General features: G+C 38.6%; 14 protein-coding genes, 1 tRNA gene and 1 pseudogene. 10 read left to right on the top strand and 6 right to left on the bottom strand.

Annotated features, from left to right (window positions below; translation table 11 throughout):
• Nucleotides 1–187: 187 nt before the first annotated feature.
• Nucleotides 188–520 (bottom strand): HopJ type III effector protein, encoded by a 333-nt coding sequence (locus J4Q03_RS07055; RefSeq protein ID WP_426047497.1) that lies wholly within the window; start codon nucleotides 518–520, stop codon nucleotides 188–190.
• Nucleotides 521–1243: 723 nt separating this feature from the next.
• On the opposite strand from J4Q03_RS07055, the gene J4Q03_RS07050 reads away from it, so the two are divergent.
• The 3 genes from J4Q03_RS07050 to J4Q03_RS07040 all read left to right on the top strand — a co-directional run bounded on the left by J4Q03_RS07050 (nucleotide 1244) and on the right by J4Q03_RS07040 (nucleotide 4204).
• The gene (locus J4Q03_RS07050) at nucleotides 1244–2044 is read left to right on the top strand and encodes an RtcB family protein (protein ID WP_426047700.1); all 801 of its coding nucleotides are present in this window, start codon (nucleotides 1244–1246) and stop codon (nucleotides 2042–2044) included.
• 110 nt (nucleotides 2045–2154) lie between these two features.
• Nucleotides 2155–2265, top strand: a tRNA-OTHER gene (locus J4Q03_RS07045).
• 187 nt (nucleotides 2266–2452) lie between these two features.
• Nucleotides 2453–4204, top strand: coding sequence for a hypothetical protein (locus J4Q03_RS07040; RefSeq protein WP_426047496.1), 1752 nt, complete (start codon nucleotides 2453–2455; stop codon nucleotides 4202–4204).
• Nucleotides 4205–4308: 104 nt separating this feature from the next.
• Here the strand turns inward: J4Q03_RS07040 and J4Q03_RS07035 are convergent, their stop codons facing one another.
• Nucleotides 4309–5493: a DUF1501 domain-containing protein gene (locus J4Q03_RS07035; RefSeq protein WP_426047495.1), complete on the bottom strand. Its 1185-nt coding sequence runs from the start codon at nucleotides 5491–5493 to the stop codon at nucleotides 4309–4311.
• Nucleotides 5494–5600: 107 nt separating this feature from the next.
• Nucleotides 5601–6980, bottom strand: a complete 1380-nt coding sequence (locus J4Q03_RS07030) for a DUF1800 domain-containing protein (protein ID WP_426047494.1) — start codon at nucleotides 6978–6980, stop codon at nucleotides 5601–5603.
• 239 nt (nucleotides 6981–7219) lie between these two features.
• On the opposite strand from J4Q03_RS07030, the gene J4Q03_RS07025 reads away from it, so the two are divergent.
• The 6 genes from J4Q03_RS07025 (at nucleotide 7220) to J4Q03_RS07000 (ending at nucleotide 12819) form a co-directional block, all read left to right on the top strand.
• A complete protein-coding gene (locus tag J4Q03_RS07025) occupies nucleotides 7220–7783 on the top strand; it encodes a hypothetical protein (RefSeq protein ID WP_426047493.1) in 564 nt (187 codons plus the stop codon).
• Between the two features lie 114 nt (nucleotides 7784–7897).
• On the top strand, nucleotides 7898–8947 hold the full coding sequence (locus J4Q03_RS07020; RefSeq protein WP_426047492.1) for a glucokinase: 1050 nt from the start codon (nucleotides 7898–7900) through the stop codon (nucleotides 8945–8947).
• Between the two features lie 144 nt (nucleotides 8948–9091).
• A complete protein-coding gene (locus tag J4Q03_RS07015; RefSeq protein ID WP_426047491.1) occupies nucleotides 9092–9658 on the top strand; it encodes a YceI family protein in 567 nt (188 codons plus the stop codon).
• 78 nt (nucleotides 9659–9736) lie between these two features.
• Nucleotides 9737–10366, top strand: a complete 630-nt coding sequence (locus J4Q03_RS07010; protein ID WP_111956122.1) for a YceI family protein — start codon at nucleotides 9737–9739, stop codon at nucleotides 10364–10366.
• Nucleotides 10367–10726: 360 nt separating this feature from the next.
• Nucleotides 10727–11368, top strand: a complete 642-nt coding sequence (locus J4Q03_RS07005) for an alpha/beta hydrolase (RefSeq protein WP_426047490.1) — start codon at nucleotides 10727–10729, stop codon at nucleotides 11366–11368.
• 107 nt (nucleotides 11369–11475) lie between these two features.
• Nucleotides 11476–12819, top strand: coding sequence for an ammonium transporter (locus J4Q03_RS07000; RefSeq protein ID WP_426047489.1), 1344 nt, complete (start codon nucleotides 11476–11478; stop codon nucleotides 12817–12819).
• A gap of 78 nt (nucleotides 12820–12897) precedes the next feature.
• On the opposite strand, the gene J4Q03_RS06995 is transcribed toward J4Q03_RS07000, so the two are convergent.
• The gene (locus tag J4Q03_RS06995) at nucleotides 12898–13521 is read right to left on the bottom strand and encodes an FMN-dependent NADH-azoreductase (RefSeq protein ID WP_426047488.1); all 624 of its coding nucleotides are present in this window, start codon (nucleotides 13519–13521) and stop codon (nucleotides 12898–12900) included.
• A gap of 60 nt (nucleotides 13522–13581) precedes the next feature.
• Nucleotides 13582–14160 (bottom strand): Crp/Fnr family transcriptional regulator, encoded by a 579-nt coding sequence (locus J4Q03_RS06990; protein WP_426047487.1) that lies wholly within the window; start codon nucleotides 14158–14160, stop codon nucleotides 13582–13584.
• Nucleotides 14161–14443: 283 nt separating this feature from the next.
• Between J4Q03_RS06990 and J4Q03_RS06985 the strand changes: the two genes are divergently transcribed.
• Nucleotides 14444–15862: an L-serine ammonia-lyase gene (locus J4Q03_RS06985; RefSeq protein WP_426047486.1), complete on the top strand. Its 1419-nt coding sequence runs from the start codon at nucleotides 14444–14446 to the stop codon at nucleotides 15860–15862.
• A gap of 132 nt (nucleotides 15863–15994) precedes the next feature.
• Here the strand turns inward: J4Q03_RS06985 and J4Q03_RS06980 are convergent.
• Nucleotides 15995–16888, bottom strand: a pseudogene (locus J4Q03_RS06980) (prephenate dehydrogenase); the annotation flags it as partial.
• Between the last annotated feature and the right edge of the window lie 48 nt (nucleotides 16889–16936).

Here is a 16936-nt window from a genome sequence, read left to right as displayed (position 1 = left end):
GCGAAAGGTGAATTTTGCTTCGCAAGTCAATATTTTTAATAATTCACCATTCACTTGCGAAGCAAATTCACCATTGACCTGTTTAACCTGAATTCGTGATAAGGATTAAACTAAACGCAAGGATAAACAAAGCCTTAAAAAACAATTGTTTCAGGTATTTTCTTATCTCAAACTCGGGTTGTTTAAATTATTTCTCTTTCAATGCTTCTCCTTCGAAGGAAATTCCTTCCCACCCGTATTGCATAAAGTTTCTGATGTTCTGGTGATCCGTTCCGTCCGGATTTTTTGAGACATCTTCCCTGTAAAATTCTCCAAAAAGCGGAAGCGTCTGTTCTTTTGACAATTCCTGAAGCTTTGCAAAACTGAAAACTTTGCACGAACCGTTATTCTGGCCGGCTTCGTTGACGGTATTTCCATTTTTAAAAGAAGCTGGTGTGAAATCGTAATTTTCATCAATATAAGCAATAACTTCTTTGAACTGAATGGTTTCAGGACTGTTTTTTAATTGTTCCGGTAACATATTTTTCTAATTTTATTGTTGATTGGCAAATAGCAATTAAGCTTTCTCCGTTTTTTTACAAAAATAATTAAAATATTTTTATCTGCGCAGAAATATTGCGCACTTGTGTTATTACTTTGCACTATCAAAATGAAAAGACAAATGGAATTTAACGGAAATCACTTAATTGAATTAGGATTTAGACCAGCGAAATGGTTTAAACATGCCATTACCCATATCAATGAAAATAATCTGGATGAAGTTCAGATCAGCGAATATCTGGTTCAGTTCAGACAGCCGGATATTATTCCGCTCCACGATACAGCGAAAGATTTTACCATCAACATCAGAGCTGAGCATGAAAGTGAAGCCGATAACGTAGAAAAAGTAATCAATACGATGAAAGTCCTGATGAAAACACCTACTTTAACCACCGGTGCCCTGATGCCTGATGCCTGTCCTACAGGACCGGAAGGACTGATTCCGGTAGGTGGAGTGGTTGTGGCTAAAAACGCGATCCACCCGGGATTTCATAGCGCAGATATCTGCTGTTCGGTAATGCTGACGGATTTTGGAGATGCCGATCCTAAGGAAGTTTTGGATGCAGCCCATTCAGTGACACATTTCGGGTATGGAGGAAGACCGAGAGGTGAACAGATGCCAATGTCTCAGGAACTGATGGATGCGTTCAGAAAAAACAACTTCTTAAATGATGAGAAACTGATCAGCATTGCCCGTTCTCATATGGGAACCCAGGGAGACGGAAACCATTTCCTTTTTGTCGGAAAATCCAAAAATACAGGAAATACCATGCTGGTTACCCATCACGGTTCAAGAGCTCCGGGTGCTGCTCTTTACGATAAAGGAATGAAGGTAGCCAACCGTTTCAGACAGGATATTTCTCCTGAAACACTGAGAGAAAATGCATGGATTCCTTTCGATACGGAAGAAGGGCAGGCCTATTGGGAAGCTCTTCAGCTGATCAGAACATGGACGAAGGAAAATCATACCAATATTCATGATGCAGTTTTAAATAAGCTGGGGACAGAAAAGCAGGATAGATACTGGAATGAACATAACTTCGTTTTCAGAGATGGTGATCTGTTTTATCATGCCAAAGGAGCCACTCCGTTAGACGATAAGTTTATGCCGGATATCACAGGGCCAAGACTGATTCCGCTGAATATGTCAGAACCGGTTTTGATTGTTCAGGGAAAAACTAACGAGAGAAATCTGGGGTTTGCCCCTCACGGAGCCGGAAGAAATTTCAGCAGAACACAGCATAAAAGATCACTGGCCCATAAAACGGTTGAAGAGATTTTCGATGAAGAGACCAAAGGACTGGATATCCGTTTCTTCTCCAATGAAATTGATATTTCCGAACTGCCAAGTGCTTATAAAAGTGCTAAAAACGTAAGAGCACAGATTGAAGAATACGGGCTTTGTGAAGTCCTGGATGAGGTAATGCCTTACGGATGTATCATGGCAGGTGATGTAGGGAAAAACGCCCCGTGGAAGAAAAAAAAGAAGTTTAGAAAAGCATGATTGTTAATATATAACCTTAAGGGTAAAACCTATGATGTTGAGAAAACTAATAACTAAACCTTACGGGTGTAAAAGCCGGTAGGGTTAATGAAAACTTTTTTATAACGGCAGGGGCAGTAGCTCAGATGGTAGAGCAACAAAATTACTTTTCGCTGCAGGCAAATAAAGTTCCTATAAATCGCCAAGATTGTGTGTCACAGGTTCGAGTCCTGTCTGCTCCTCAAAACAAAGGAAAATGCTTATATTCACGTCAGTCATTTTCATATGTTAAAAAATTGAAGGCAAAGGGAGTTCCTATATTTTTTGGATAAATTACTCCCCGCTTTTTATAAACTATAGGTAAAAGGAGTTCCTATACACTTCACTTTCAATGAACCTACTCCTCACTTATTTTTAAAACTTAAAACAATGAAAACACTAAAATTATTCAATGCTGTATTAGCTAAAGAATCGAATGCAGAGCCATTTATTTCTAATGACGGTTTTATCATTGAACCTGATGCCCTGTGGGCAAAAAATGAGATCATTTCTTATTATGCAAAGGAAAAATTAAACGGGAATGATCTGAATAAAACCTTTCATAAATCCTGGAAGAAAATAAAAGAAAGTACGAGAATCGAGCTGCTTATTGAACAGCTAAAACATTATATTTCTACCTATGGAAGTAATTTCCAGGATGAAATCTATATTCCTGATGAAATATTGAACGTTCCCAATGCAAAACTGGTCTTCAAAGTGATTAAAGCCTATTCTGAAGAAGAAATGACAGAAAAATGCCTGTCACTGCTGAAGTCAGGAATAGCTCTGAAGGATGAAACGATTAATGATCTTCTTTCCATTTTAACAAAAGACTTGAATTATACTTTTACAGGAACTGAAAATATCAGAAATAAGGAAGCTATCGTCAAAATAGCAGATCTGTACCAGGTTTACCCGGCTAATCCTGTAGAATTTTTCAGATATGTGATTTATAAAACGACGGATACTACACTTCTGATCAAAAACGAAGAATTAATTAAGGCTATTAAAGAAAGTAAATTTGATCCGTCTGATCTGTTTGAAAAGTATGGACTGGAAAGGCTTGCCGAGATTTTCAACAGATTCAAACCCTTGTTTTTAGCGTATAAAAAAAGATCTTCAAAAACAATCAACAAGATCTCAAAACTGTCGAAAATTCATCATCAGCCATTGGTTGCAAACCCATTGAATGAAGCTACTCATACGCTGCTGGAAAAAAGTGATCTGCACTGGCTGGATAATGCCACTCCTTTTGCTCTGTTCAAAGCTTTGTCAGCCTGTTATGTAAGGATGTACGGACAGGATACGTTTGTGTATAGAATCAGGAACGGAAAATCCTGGGTGAAAGCCGGAAAACAGGGAACAGTAAGTGAAAAGAACTATGATTTTATTTTGAATTATTTAAAATCAAGATTCGGTCTTTCCGGAAAGAAATTCTATTTTCCTGAAGATGTAGAGTTTGGACTGCCCACCTCGGAAAAAATGTTTGTAGGAAATATGCCTGCCGGAACAAGATTCCTTGGGGAAAAGCTGGCGGTCGGAATCTATTGGGAAGATAACTGGGGAGCAAATGACCTTGATCTTTCAGCCTTGAATATTGGCGGAAAAACAGGATGGAATGCTGCCTATAACCAGGATAACGGGAACCTGATGTATTCCGGAGATATGACATCCGCACCCAACGGTGCTGTGGAATATCTGTATGCTGCCAAAGGTCTGAATGTTCCGACTCTGATTATGAATAATGTATATTCCGGAAGCCCGGACTGCGGATATAAGATTGTGATCGGAAAAGGAGATTATATTTCGAGAGCATATATGATGAACCCTGATCATCTTTTTGCAGAAGTGAAATGTAATTCCGTTCAGAGGCAGACCGTCCTTGGAATGCTGCTGCCAAAAGGGGAAAAACAGTGTTTTGTACTGCTGAATTTTGGAGCCGGACATGCCCATGTTTCAGGGAGCTCAAAGATCTCAGTGATGGCCACGGATGCATTATATCAGCAGTGGTACGAGCCGTTGTCGTTTAATGATCTGGTTGCAGAACTGGGAGCGGAAGTGATTCCTGAAAAAGAAGAGGCTGATTTTGATTTTTCACTGGACAGCCTCGAAAAAGATAGCTTTACAAAGATTTTTAAATAACTAGATTAAACATACATATCTCCTGCATATGCAAATCTGTGAGAGACTTATCCACTGCCATTTTGATGTATACAATCAGAATGGCAGTTTTATTTTGAATTCAATCAAATAAAATCATAAACTCCGTTTTTCCAGCCCAATACTTTGGAAGAATCCGCTTTAAGCCAGTTTTTCAGAATTGTAGCATAGACTTTTCTGAAATCTTCCGTATAGATCAGATCTCCTTCATTCAGTTTTTGCAGATCAGGAAGCGCATTCAGAAGTCCCTTTTTCTTAAGGCCTCCGCTGATAAAAAACATCTGATTGGCTGTTCCGTGATCCGTTCCGTTGCTGGCATTCTGAGCCACCCGGCGTCCGAATTCCGAGAAAGTCATCAGGAGAACATCATTGAAAATTCCGTTGCTTTTCAGATCGGCTACAAATGATTTTACAGCTTCATTGATGTCACTGAAGAGCTTTTTCTGCCTGTCATTCTGATTAACATGGGTATCAAAACTTCCCACGGAAAGATAATAGACCCGGGTATTAATATCAGATTTGATCAGCGAAGCTACCGTTTTAAAATCCTTCCCAAGCTGTGAATTCGGATACGTCTGATCTGTTTTTTTTGACTTACTTTTTTCAAAAATATAATCAGCGTTATTAATGGTAGAGCCAAGAGTCTGGTATAGATAGGAAACGGTTTCGTCATCATGATGGTGGTCATACAGGGATTTGAAATACTTCTCCTGGCTCGTCTGATAAAGTCTTTTAGGATCTTTAAAGGCAAATGCCTTATTATGTTCCCCTTTCAGTGCCAGGCTCAGCATATCATCAACTTCCAGAGCCTGTGTGGGATGTTCACAGCGGTAGCATTCTTCATCCAGAAAACGGCCCAGCCAGCCTGTTTCCAGGAATTCATCGCTGCGACTGGCAGAATGCCAGATATCCATACTTCTGAAGTGCGATTTATCAGGATCCGGGTATCCTACGTTATTCATCACCGAAAGTTCACCGTTATCAAAAAGTTCTTTAAAGTAGGAAAGTGCCGGATTGATTCCCGTTTCATCATTAAGCGCTAAGGAATCTTTGATGGCAATACTGTTTCTTTCTTTAAAATAAATGTCGTTTTTTGTAGGAATAATGGTATTCAGTCCATCATTTCCGCCTGTAAACTGCAGTACGACAAGAATCTTCTGATTAGGCTCCAAGGCTTCATCCAGTGTCATTGCTTTCAGAAAATTGGGCATCATAAGCGATGCGGTTGCTAATGAACTTATTTTGAGGAATTCTCTTCTTTTGATTAACATAATTTTGTTTTTAGGTTAAAGGGGGCAGATAGCAGGTTGAAGTTAATAAGCTGCAGATCCAGGCAGTGGCAACTTTTACCTGTTACCTGCAACCTAACATCTGCCACCTAACACAACTGGTATTCCGGGGTAGACATCAGGTTGATGATATTCATCTTTATACTTTTGTCCGAAAAATTCTTAACAGAATCCATATCCAGTGTTTTGGCTTTCTGGATGAGATAATCTTCACATTTCTTATCTGCAAATACTTTTTCCAGCCTGCTCCAGTCTATGGTAATGTTGGGATTCTTAAATGATTTGTTCATGGCGGTTTCACGGGACTTCATACCCATGTCGATGTCATCATCCTGTCGGGGGCTGTATTCCAGAGGGCGCAATCCGGACCATATTTGTGGAATCTGCAATCTCAGCATCAGGGTAGAACTGTCTATCCATGATCTTCCGCTGGGCCATCCGGCAACATTAGGTGGGTAGAGCAGCATTTGCCCCAGCAATTTCTGATAAACAATGAGATTTTCCGGGCTCTGAATATTCATAGGAAGCATCCGCATCATTCCGGCCATTAATTCAATAGGAGATTTTATTCTGTTCCCGATATTCTTTTCGGCATAGAACCATGAGCTTGAAAAGATTTCAGCCATAAGTTTTTTGATATCATACCCTGAATTGTAAAAGCCAGTGCTCAACTGATCCACAATAGAGCTGTCTACATTTTCATTAACGAAGAACTTATATATTTTTGTGGTGATAAATTTCGCTGTAGCTTTTTGTTCAAGGATGATATTTAAAATGTCGGTTCCGGTGAAATTTCCGGTTTTTCCAAGGAAAGTTTTGGTTTCTTCATCATGCAAATTTTTTCTTTCCTTAAAGTAGCCTTCTTTATCATAGCCCCATCCGGTAAATGCTCTTGCAGCTTCCCTGATGTCTTTTTCAGTATAATTTCCCCTTCCCATGGTAAATAGCTCCATCACTTCGCGGGCAAAGTTTTCATTCGGATGGCCCTTTTTGTTCTGCTGATTATTGAGGAAGTTCAGCATGGCCGGCGACTGGCTCACTTCAAAGAGAAGATCTTTAAAATTGCCCAATGCATTCTCCCTGACCGTATTGAGGAGCTGTTTGTTAAATTTTGAATTATTGATTCTTGTTGCAAAATGTCCATGCCAGAAAAAAGCCATCTTTTCCCTCATCTGCTCTTTGCTGTTCACCATTCTGTCCAGAAAGTTCAGGTTCAGTTCATTATTTTGCTGCCTGCTGATGCGCTGCATTTCTTTCTTTTGTTCTGCCGGGGTTTTGCCGGACATCATATCCTCCTGGATAAAAGTGTCGGGTGTATCGTAATTAATTTCTGTAAAGTTCTCTTCTTTAAATAAATCATCAGCCAGTATCTTTATAGTCTTGTTCTTCAGATCACCGATCTGGTTAATTCCGGTTCCGAATCCGGCACGCCAGAGAAGATGTTTATTGTGTAATAATGAATCGGCCATGTGGAAGCATTTAATTTTTTGATAAAATAGAACAGAAAAGGTTAAAATAATAACGTTTAAGAATTCTTAATATTATTTCTTTTTAAGATTTAATTTAAACAATCATTTGAATTTTAATATAAATTAACATATTGATAATCATTTGTTTGTGATGGAAATGAGTGTTAAAACCAAAAAAAATACCTTCCTTGGCACGATTTTTACAGCTTATTGGAATAGTAAAATTAAAAATTAGAGTTATGAAAATGTTAAAACAAGCAATAGTACTGGCTGGAATCTTAACAGCAGGTATCGCAAGCGCACAGAACTCACAGATGAATAATATGATCAAAGTAGGTGCAAATGTTGGTTTAGCAGTACCTGCGGATAATCTTTCTGCAGCGGCAGGTGTAGATGTATCTTATCAGAATTTGATCACTCCCGGATTTGGATTAGGTATTGCCACAGGATATACTCATTATTTCGGAAAAAGCAATAACGGTTATGATAACAATGATGTAGGAGTAGTTCCTGTAGGAGCTTTAATAAGAATTTATCCTAAACAGACCGGTTTCTATTTTGGAACAGACTTAGGATATGGTTTCCTTGTAGGAGATGACAAAGTTGCTTCCAACAGTTCTGCTGACAGACCGGACGGAGGATTCTACATCAAGCCGGAGATCGGATACCACAACAGAGACTGGAATTTCTTCGTACAGTATCAGAAAGTTTTTGTAGGAGATAAAGGAGATATTGCAGGACAGGACTATAATGTGGGGAATATCGGAGTAGGGTTCGGATACAATATTCCATTAGGAAAGTAGTTAAACTTATATATAAACAATTATTAGCCAAACCTTTTTATGAAAATGAAAAGGTTTTTTCCTTCCCTGCAGGATTTACGAAAACTATTATTATATTTGATAAAATTTGAGGTTATGATTTTGAATCCAAAATTTCCGCTTTATTTACCAGGAGTAGAGAACAGTAATAATGATAATGTCACTATCATTGGAGCAAGTCTCCGTGAAGATATAACAATCTTAGGCTATTTTGTTTCCAGTAACGGAGGTCTTGAGATAAAGATTCAGAATGAATATAGTACTAAAGACTATACTTCATTTTCTGACATCCTGAGAAAATTCATACAGGACAATCAGCTGGACAATGTGAAGCGTCTGGCAATGGCTGTGCCGGGACCTGTAATTGATGGCAAAAGCAGCCCTGCACGATTGGGCTGGGACCTGGATATTGAAGAATATACCAGAGACTTTGGATTTGAGAAAGCAGATATGCTGAATGACCTTGAAGCATCAGCCTATGGAATGGGGCTTCTTGAGGACAGCGATCTGGATCCTATTTATACCAGCGGACATCTTGAAAAAGGAAATGTAGCGATCCTTGCTCCCGGAAACGGACTGGGTGAGGCCGGATATTTCTTTGACGGAAAATACCTGAGACCTTTTGCAACAGAAGGTGGGCACTCGGAATTCTCACCAAGAACAAATGTTGAGGTAGAATTTTATCAGTTCTTAAATAATATCTATGGTATTGTAAGCTGGGAAAATGTACTTTCTAAAACCGGTCTTTTCAATATTTACAGATTCTTAAGAGACGTAAAAAGACATCCGGAACCGGAATGGCTTGCAGAACGCCTTAACGGAGGAAACTTTGTGGAGGAAATTTACAAAGCTGCAGTAGAAGATGATGTGCTGATCTGTAAAATTGCTTTAGATACCTTTCTGGAATTCCTTGCAAGAGAAGCCAATAACCTTGTCCTGAAGCTTAAGGCTACCGGAGGACTGCTGATCTCAGGAGATATTCCGCAGGCGATCAGAGAATATATTGACAAAGGAAAATTCTATGACAAGTTCAAGATAAGCGATAAGATGGAAGGATTGCTGAAAAGCACCCCGCTCTATCTGATCAAACAGAATCACACCGCATTAAAAGGCGCTGCACTGTACACCGCTTACTATCAGAATTAACATACAAAACTCCGAAATTTTCGGAGTTTTTTTATGGATGATATTATTCATGAAAATAATTAAATTTATTGATATACATCAATGAAATCTATCGGATAAGTTGGCTACATTTGCATCATTAAACAAGTAAATAACTTTATTCAAATGAAAAAAATATTCTTATTAGCGGTTTTAGCTGGTGGTCTTACATTCGGACAGTCAAAAAAAGTGGTAGCATCTGATGTTCACTGGTGGGGATACAAAGTAGCAAAATCTGAGGCGAGTTCTCATGATGGTACTGTAAAAGTAAAATCAGGAGACATGGTCATGAAAGGAAATAATCTGGTAGGTGGAAGCTTTGTATTAGATATGACGTCTATCAACGCAACTGACCTTACGGGCGAATATCAGCAGAAATTAAACGGACACCTTAAGAACGGTGACTTCTTTGAAGTTGAAAAATTCCCTACTGCTTCTTTTAAAATCACTTCTGTAAAGAAAAACAGCGATAAGATCTACAATTCATTAGTAACAGGAAACCTTACCGTTAAAGGAAAAACAAACACCATTACTTTCCCTGCCAAAATTGCTTACAGCAAAGGAGTGGTAAGCCTGGTTTCTGAAAAATTCTCTTTCGACAGACAGAAATTTGATGTGACCTACAAATCTACTATGCAGGATGTTTTTGTGAAAGATGACATCGAAATGCTTGTAAAGGTGACTGCTAAATAATTTAATCAAAAAAAGATTATTAAAAGTGTAGAAGTTCTACACTTTTTTTTATTTTTGTTGAATTGTAAATAAAAAAGAATGAAAAGATTACTATTGTTTGCTATGATGTGTGTGAGCATATCATTTGTTTCTGCACAGAAGAAATTTGATAAGGTTTCAAAAGTGACTTCATCAGAGATCAGGTGGTGGGGATATAAAGTTGTAAAAACTGAAGCTTCTTCGCATTCAGGGACGGTAAAGCTGAAAAGCGGGAAATTCAATTTTGATAAAACGGTCCTTGTAGACGGAGAGTTTATTATAGATATGAGAAGCATAATGGCGGGAGATGTTTCCGATGAAGATCAGATCAAGCTTACCAATGACCTGAAAAGCACCAATTTCTTTGAAGTTAAAAAATTCCCGATCGCGAAATTTCACTTGACTAAAATCATTCCTTTAGCAAACAGTGAGTACAATTCAACGGTATACGGTGATGTTACCATCAAAGGGGTAAGAAAAACAATTACTTTCCCTGCCAATGTATATGTAACCCAGTTTACAGTAGTTGTAGAATCGGCTAAGTTCTCTCTGAACAGAAGAGATTTTAAAGTATTCTACCAGTCTTCACTGAAAGATTATTTCATCAAGAACGAAATGGATATCCAGTTCCGAGTTTCTACGGAAAAACTGGATAACGAGAACAGGGTTCCTGTAAAGAAAAAGAAATAAGTAAAATATACTTTCAAATATTAAGATGGGCGGTTTTTATAAACTGTCCATTTTTTGTGACATAAGCTGGGTGTCAAGATTCGTTATTCATTAATTCGGTTGCAATCCGACCGCTTATTCAGTGGCGCAGCCCCGATCCTTTGCCTCTCCTAATAAAGCAATGAATCAGAAACTTTGCGTTAAAAAATATTCAACTTCTTCACGTGTACCAAGTAAGAGGCCGAAATGATTTTTCATGTATTGTCAATAAATGAAGTTCTTTTTAATATTCTAAAAGCCTTCAATAATCTTAATGGCTAAATTAATGCACAGCTAAAATTTAATCTCTGCTTTTTACCATGTTTTTCATAAATTAGTACTATGAAAATTTATGTAGTAAGCGGTCTCGGAGCCGATTTTAAAGTATTGGAAAGACTTGAATTTCCCGAGAACTGTGAGTTGATTTTTATAGACTGGCTCATTCCTGAAAAAAACGAGCCCTTTCATTCCTATGTCGCAAGAATGGCGGAAAAAGTAGATGATTCCGAACCCTTCTGCCTGCTGGGGTATTCTTTTGGCGGCATTATGGTCCAGGAAATCAATAAGCTGAAGCCTGCCCAAAAAGTAGTCATTATGGGAAGCATTAAATCAGATAAAGAAAAATCTAAATTTATCAGAACCGGGGAGATCACAAAAATTCCAAGAATACTTCCTGTTGGCATGTTTAATGACAAGGCTGCCAATGTATATTCTGTGGTCAGAAAACTTTTTGATCCTAAGAATCCTAAAATTCTTCAATACTTCAGAGTCAGAGATCCTTATTACCTTAAATGGTCTGTTGAAAAAGTTTCCGAGTGGAAATTTGAAGAAACTCCGGAGGTTATTCAGATATTGGGAGATAAAGACATTGTTTTTCCTATTAAATATTCAAAACCGGATTACGTGATCAAAGGCGGAACCCATCTTTTCCCTGCCACAAAATATAAAGAAGTGTCCCAAATATTAAAGGAAGTTTTTATTTAAATAGTATATATTTTAAAATTGATGTATTAATTTTTAGGGTTATTTGTTTAAAAAGTGTTTTTTTATAAAATTTATATTTAATTTTGATGGGGTTAAATGTAAATTTTATGAAAATTGGTTTAAAATGGATTGTTTCATTCTCGATTATTACTTTGGTGGCATTCGGAGGATTATTTTGGAGCCCGATCGTTGATTTTCCCAACACCGGAGAATTTCTCGGTGAAGATAAGATCGTAGGGGCAGATGTAGCATGGATTCTTGCCGCAGCGGGACTTGTACTGTTGATGACTCCCGGACTTTCATTTTTTTACGGAGGTATGGTAGGAAGGAAAAATGTGATCTCCACCATGCTGCAGAGCTTTATTGCGCTCGGTGTTATTTCTATTTTATGGGTGGTTGTCGGGTTTTCCTTATCGTTTGGGGATTCATTAGGCTTCAACATCAATGGTGTACATTACGGAATCATTGGAAACCCTTTAAGTTATCCATTCTTCAGCCGTGTAGGAGTCTTACCTCACAAAATGATGGCTTCCACCATTCCTTTCGTCCTTTTTGCCCTTTTTCAGATGAAATTTGCCGTTATTACCCCTGCACTGATCACAGGTTCTTTCGCTGAGCGTGTACGTTTTATCTCTTATCTTTTGTTTATGGTGCTTTTCAGCATTTTTATCTATACACCGCTTTGCCATATGGTATGGCATCCGGAAGGGCTTCTGAATAAATTTTTTGGAGTAAAAGACTTTGCAGGCGGAACTGTAGTCCATATGAGTGCCGGTTTTGCAGCCTTAGCTGGAGCTATGGTCCTTGGAAACAGGAAAAATCCGCATCATGAGCCCTCCAATATTCCTTATGTCCTTCTTGGAACAGGAATGCTGTGGTTCGGATGGTTTGGCTTTAATGCCGGATCCGCTCTGAGTGCCAATGCTTCTGCCGCCATGGCTTTCGGGACCACCACCATTGCTTCTGCTTCTGCTATGATGACCTGGATATTTTTTGACCGGATCAATGGGAGAAGTGTTTCTGCGTTAGGTGCCTGCATTGGCGCTGTAGTAGGGCTGGTAGCCATTACTCCGGGCTGTGGTTTTGTCAGTATTCCGGAAAGTCTTTTTATAGGATTTGCAGCGGCTATTGTTTCTAACCTTATGGTAAACTGGAAAGCTTTGAAAAAAATAGATGATACCCTCGATGTCTTTGCCTGTCATGGAGTAGGGGGAATTATGGGAATGATCCTGACCGCTGTTTTTGCCCATGGTGAAAATGCCAGCCTCCTGCATGGAGGTATTAAAGTTTTCGCCCATCATATGGCTGCTCTGGTGCTTGTTTCAGCTTTTACATTCTTTGGCTCACTGCTCTTGTATAAAATTACAGATTCCATAATTACCCTCAGGGTTTCCGAAGCAGCAGAATCCGTTGGGCTCGATATTTCCCAGCATGAAGAAAGTTTCAAGTGATAATTGCTAAAGAAAAGCAGGGCACAGGAAGTAAAACCGAGTGCCCTAATTGCCAATATTCAGAGGATTTTTCCGGTTTTATTCAATGGATTGGATGGCGTTGAAGATTTTGTTTTTTGATTCTTCAAACACTTCACCCCCAAACTCTTCATTATCTAATGAAAAAATGGTAACATCCTGCACTCCCATGATTCCAAAAATGTGTTTCAGATAGGTGGTTTGAAAATTGATGTGTCCGTTTTTTTCATTTTCTCCGTATCCTGTATCGCCCCTGGCAGATAATAGGAATGCTTTTTTGTTTTCGAGCAAACCTACATAATCTCCGTCCGGTACCCCTGACCTGAATTTCCAGGTTTCATTGATCCGCATCACCTGATCTATATAAGCTTTTAGCCCACTCGGAATAGCCCAGTTATACATTGGAGTTCCGATAACATAGATATCATGTTCTTTGAGTTCTTGTACCAGCTCATTGCTTACCTGTAATGCCTTTTGGTTTTCTTCTGTCCTGTCTGACGGTTTTTTAAACGCTCCCGCAATCCAGGATTCGTTAATATTGGGAATACTGTCAATACCCGTTTCTCTGTACGTAAATACATCTGAGGGATATTTGGTTTTCCAGTTTTCAACAAAAAGCTGGGTTAATTTCCGGCTGTAAGATCTTTCATTTCTTACACTTGCATTAATAATCAATACTTTCATTATGATGAATTTTATAACAGCAAAATTCCTGATTATTCATTTCTGAAAAATTGATCTAGTTCAAGAGGATTTATTTTTTTTCCGGATTCTGCTTATAAATTCCGCTGATATGCCTAAATAGGATGCAATTAAATATTGTGGAACTCTGGATACAATATCAGGATAAGTGTCGAGAAAATCATAATACTTCTGTTCAGCTTTGTACATGTTGTTAAATACAATCCTCTTTTCAAGAGTTCCCAGATAGCTTTCTAAAATAATTCTGAAGTATCTTTCCAGAGATGGAATTTCCTGCAGCATTTTTTGAAAAGACTGATGACTGATCTGTAAAAGGTTTGTTTTTTCTACGGCCTGTATATTGTAAATGGAAGCTTTTTGTTTAGAAAAGCTGGAGATATCGGTTGCCCACCAATCGTCAATAGCTAAAAAAAGGATCTCTTCATTTCCATTTTCTGAATTGATACAAAAGGCCTTTAAAACACCTGAAACAATGTAACTGTCATAGCGGCAGGTCTCTCCGTTTCTTAAAAGAAATTCGCCTTTTTTCAACGTTTTTTCCGTCCAGAAATTTTTAAAAATGACAATTTCTTCCGGACTTAATCTGACGTGCTGTAAAATGTTCTTAATTAATGTTTCCATTCGAAGTGATTACAAGGAGAGAAATTGATATAATGAGTTGAAGATACCCTTATTATAACTGCTAATTTACAAAAATACCCATTATAAAGGCATTCCATGATTTTAAATATCCTTGCCAAGATTTTAAACCTTGACAAGGATAACAGTAGTTTCTAAACTTCCTCTTCCATCTGCATAATAGTAATTTTCTTAATCTGAACTCAGTTTAATTCTAAGATCTAAGGACGCTTTTATTGGGATTTATCGCGTATCTTTGTTTTAAGAGGAAAATGAAGAATTATCTATGGAATCAATATCGGTTTTTGAGATTATTAAAGTAGGAATAGGACCATCCAGTTCGCATACGATGGGCCCCTGGAATGCAGCATCTGCATTTATCAGAATTATAAAAAGGGAAAGATCAATTGCAGAGGTGAAAGAAGTTTTCCTTGAATTTTTTGGTTCTTTAGCTAAAACCGGAATTGGGCACGGAACGGATATTGCCGGAATGCTTGGGCTGAATGGCGAAGATTTCAAAACAATAGACACCACAAAGATCGATGAGAAAGTCGATCAGATAAAAAATACACAGATCCTGAATCTGGGCGGTGAAAAAGAAATTCCTTTTGTATACGGGCATCACCTGATCCTGAATATGGAAAAGTCGCTTGATTTTCACCCTAACGGAATGATCTTTAAAGCTGTTTTTGAAGACGGAACCGAGCTTGTTCAGGATTTTTATTCTGTAGGAGGTGGCTTTATTGCAAGTCAGGAAAAGAATTCCATAGAAAAACACTGTGTCCGGACATTATATCCTTGCCATCACGGTTCGGATATTGTAAAATACTGTGAAAAATTAGGATTTAAAAGGTTTTCAGATCTGATCCTGATTAATGAAGAAAGCTGGAGATCTCAGGAAGAAACCAGACAGGAGGCCCTGAACATCTGGAAAAATATTAAAGAATGTATCTACAAAGGAGTCAATAAAGAAGGTATCCTCCCCGGGGGCTTAAATGTGACCAGAAGAGCTGCGGGGATCAACAGAAAGCTTTTAGGAGATAAGATCTATAAAAATATCGATGAATGGTTTAAGATGGTGGTCGACGCAGAAGAGAACTTCACGAATATCAATAAATGGATTGCGTGTTTTGCTTTGGCTGTGAATGAAGAAAATGCCAGCTTCGGAAGAATCATTACAGCACCTACCAATGGAGCCAGTGGCGTTATTCCGGCAGTTTTAATGTATTCACAGGCATTCACCGAATCTATCAGTGAGGATGATATCGTAAGGTTTTTACTTGTAGCCGGAGAGATAGGAACCCTGTTTAAGAAAAATGCTACAATTTCTGCTGCAATGGGCGGATGCCAGGCTGAGATCGGGGTTTCATCAGCAATGGCGGCGGCCGGACTTACAGAGATTTTAGGCGGAAGTATCGGACAGGTATTGATGGCGGCTGAAATAGCCATGGAACATCACCTTGGACTGACCTGCGACCCGATCAAAGGACTTGTGCAGATCCCATGCATCGAAAGAAATACAATGGGTGCCATGAAAGCGATCACAGCGGCTAATATTGCCCTGGAAAGTGACCCTGCAAAAGCCAAAGTAACACTGGATGAGGTGATTCAGACTATGTGGGAAACTGCTTTATCGATGAGTGACCGTTTTAAGGAGACCTCAGAAGGCGGACTTGCCATTGCGGTCAACGTTCCTGAATGTTAAAAAGAAATCATACTGTTTTACATACATATAAAAATCCTTAGAAATAATCTAAGGATTTTTTAAATTATATTTTTATTGCAAAGGCAAACAAAGTAGATTTTCTGTATTACTTGCCAATAAGTAAAACGGCTTTTATCTTAAAATACCTCTGATCCTGTTGGCATTGCTGATCAGCTCTTCAAGGTACTCATAATTTTCTTTTTCTAGGGCGGCCTTAAATTTTCGGAGCTGGGTGATGTGTTCATTCAGCACATCCAGAACATTTTCCTTGTTTTGCTTAAAGATAGGCACCCACATTTCAGGATGGGATTTTGCGAGACGCACCGTACTGGAAAAACCGGAGCTGGCAAGCTGGAAGATGGTCTCTTCTTCACGTTCTTTCTCCAGAACGGTATTGGCCAGCGCATAAGAAGTAATATGTGAAATATGTGAAATATACGCAGTATGAATGTCGTGGGCTTCCGCATTCATATAGATCAGGTGCATATCAAGGTTTTCCGCCACTTTTTCAACCAGCTGAAGTGCGTCAGGAGCAGATTCCTCTTTATTGCAGATCACTCCGGCTTTTCCTGAAAAACTGTCGGAGACAGCAGATCCGGGACCGCTGTTTTCTGTACCCCACATGGGGTGAAATGCTACAAATCTGGAACGTTTCGGATGGTCTTTTACGGCATTTACAATTCCGGCTTTGGTTGATCCGGCATCCATGACAGTCTGTTTGTCCGATATAAGGTCCAGAACGTCCGGAAGCAGCTTTCTGGCTGAATCTACAGGAACGGCAATGATGATGAAGTCTGCATTTTTAACTCCATATTCGAGATCCGTGCCGGCATCGATAATATTAAGATTCAATGCTTCTGTGATATGCTGCTGATTATTGTCGATTCCGTAAATAAAATCTGTAATGCCTCTTTCTTTTAATTTTAAAGCCATTGAGCCCCCGATTAATCCTGTACCAATAATACTTATTTTCATCTTTTTTAATTTTTTTAAAATAAAAAACCCCGTCCAGGACGAGGTTTTTAAGTTATGTTCATAAGAATCCTAGCCCAGATCTGAGTTAAAAATTCTATA

It is taken from the genome of Chryseobacterium sp. NFX27, assembly GCF_049887855.1.
Taxonomy (GTDB): domain Bacteria; phylum Bacteroidota; class Bacteroidia; order Flavobacteriales; family Weeksellaceae; genus Chryseobacterium.
This window is presented reverse-complemented; position numbering and strand designations above follow the sequence as displayed.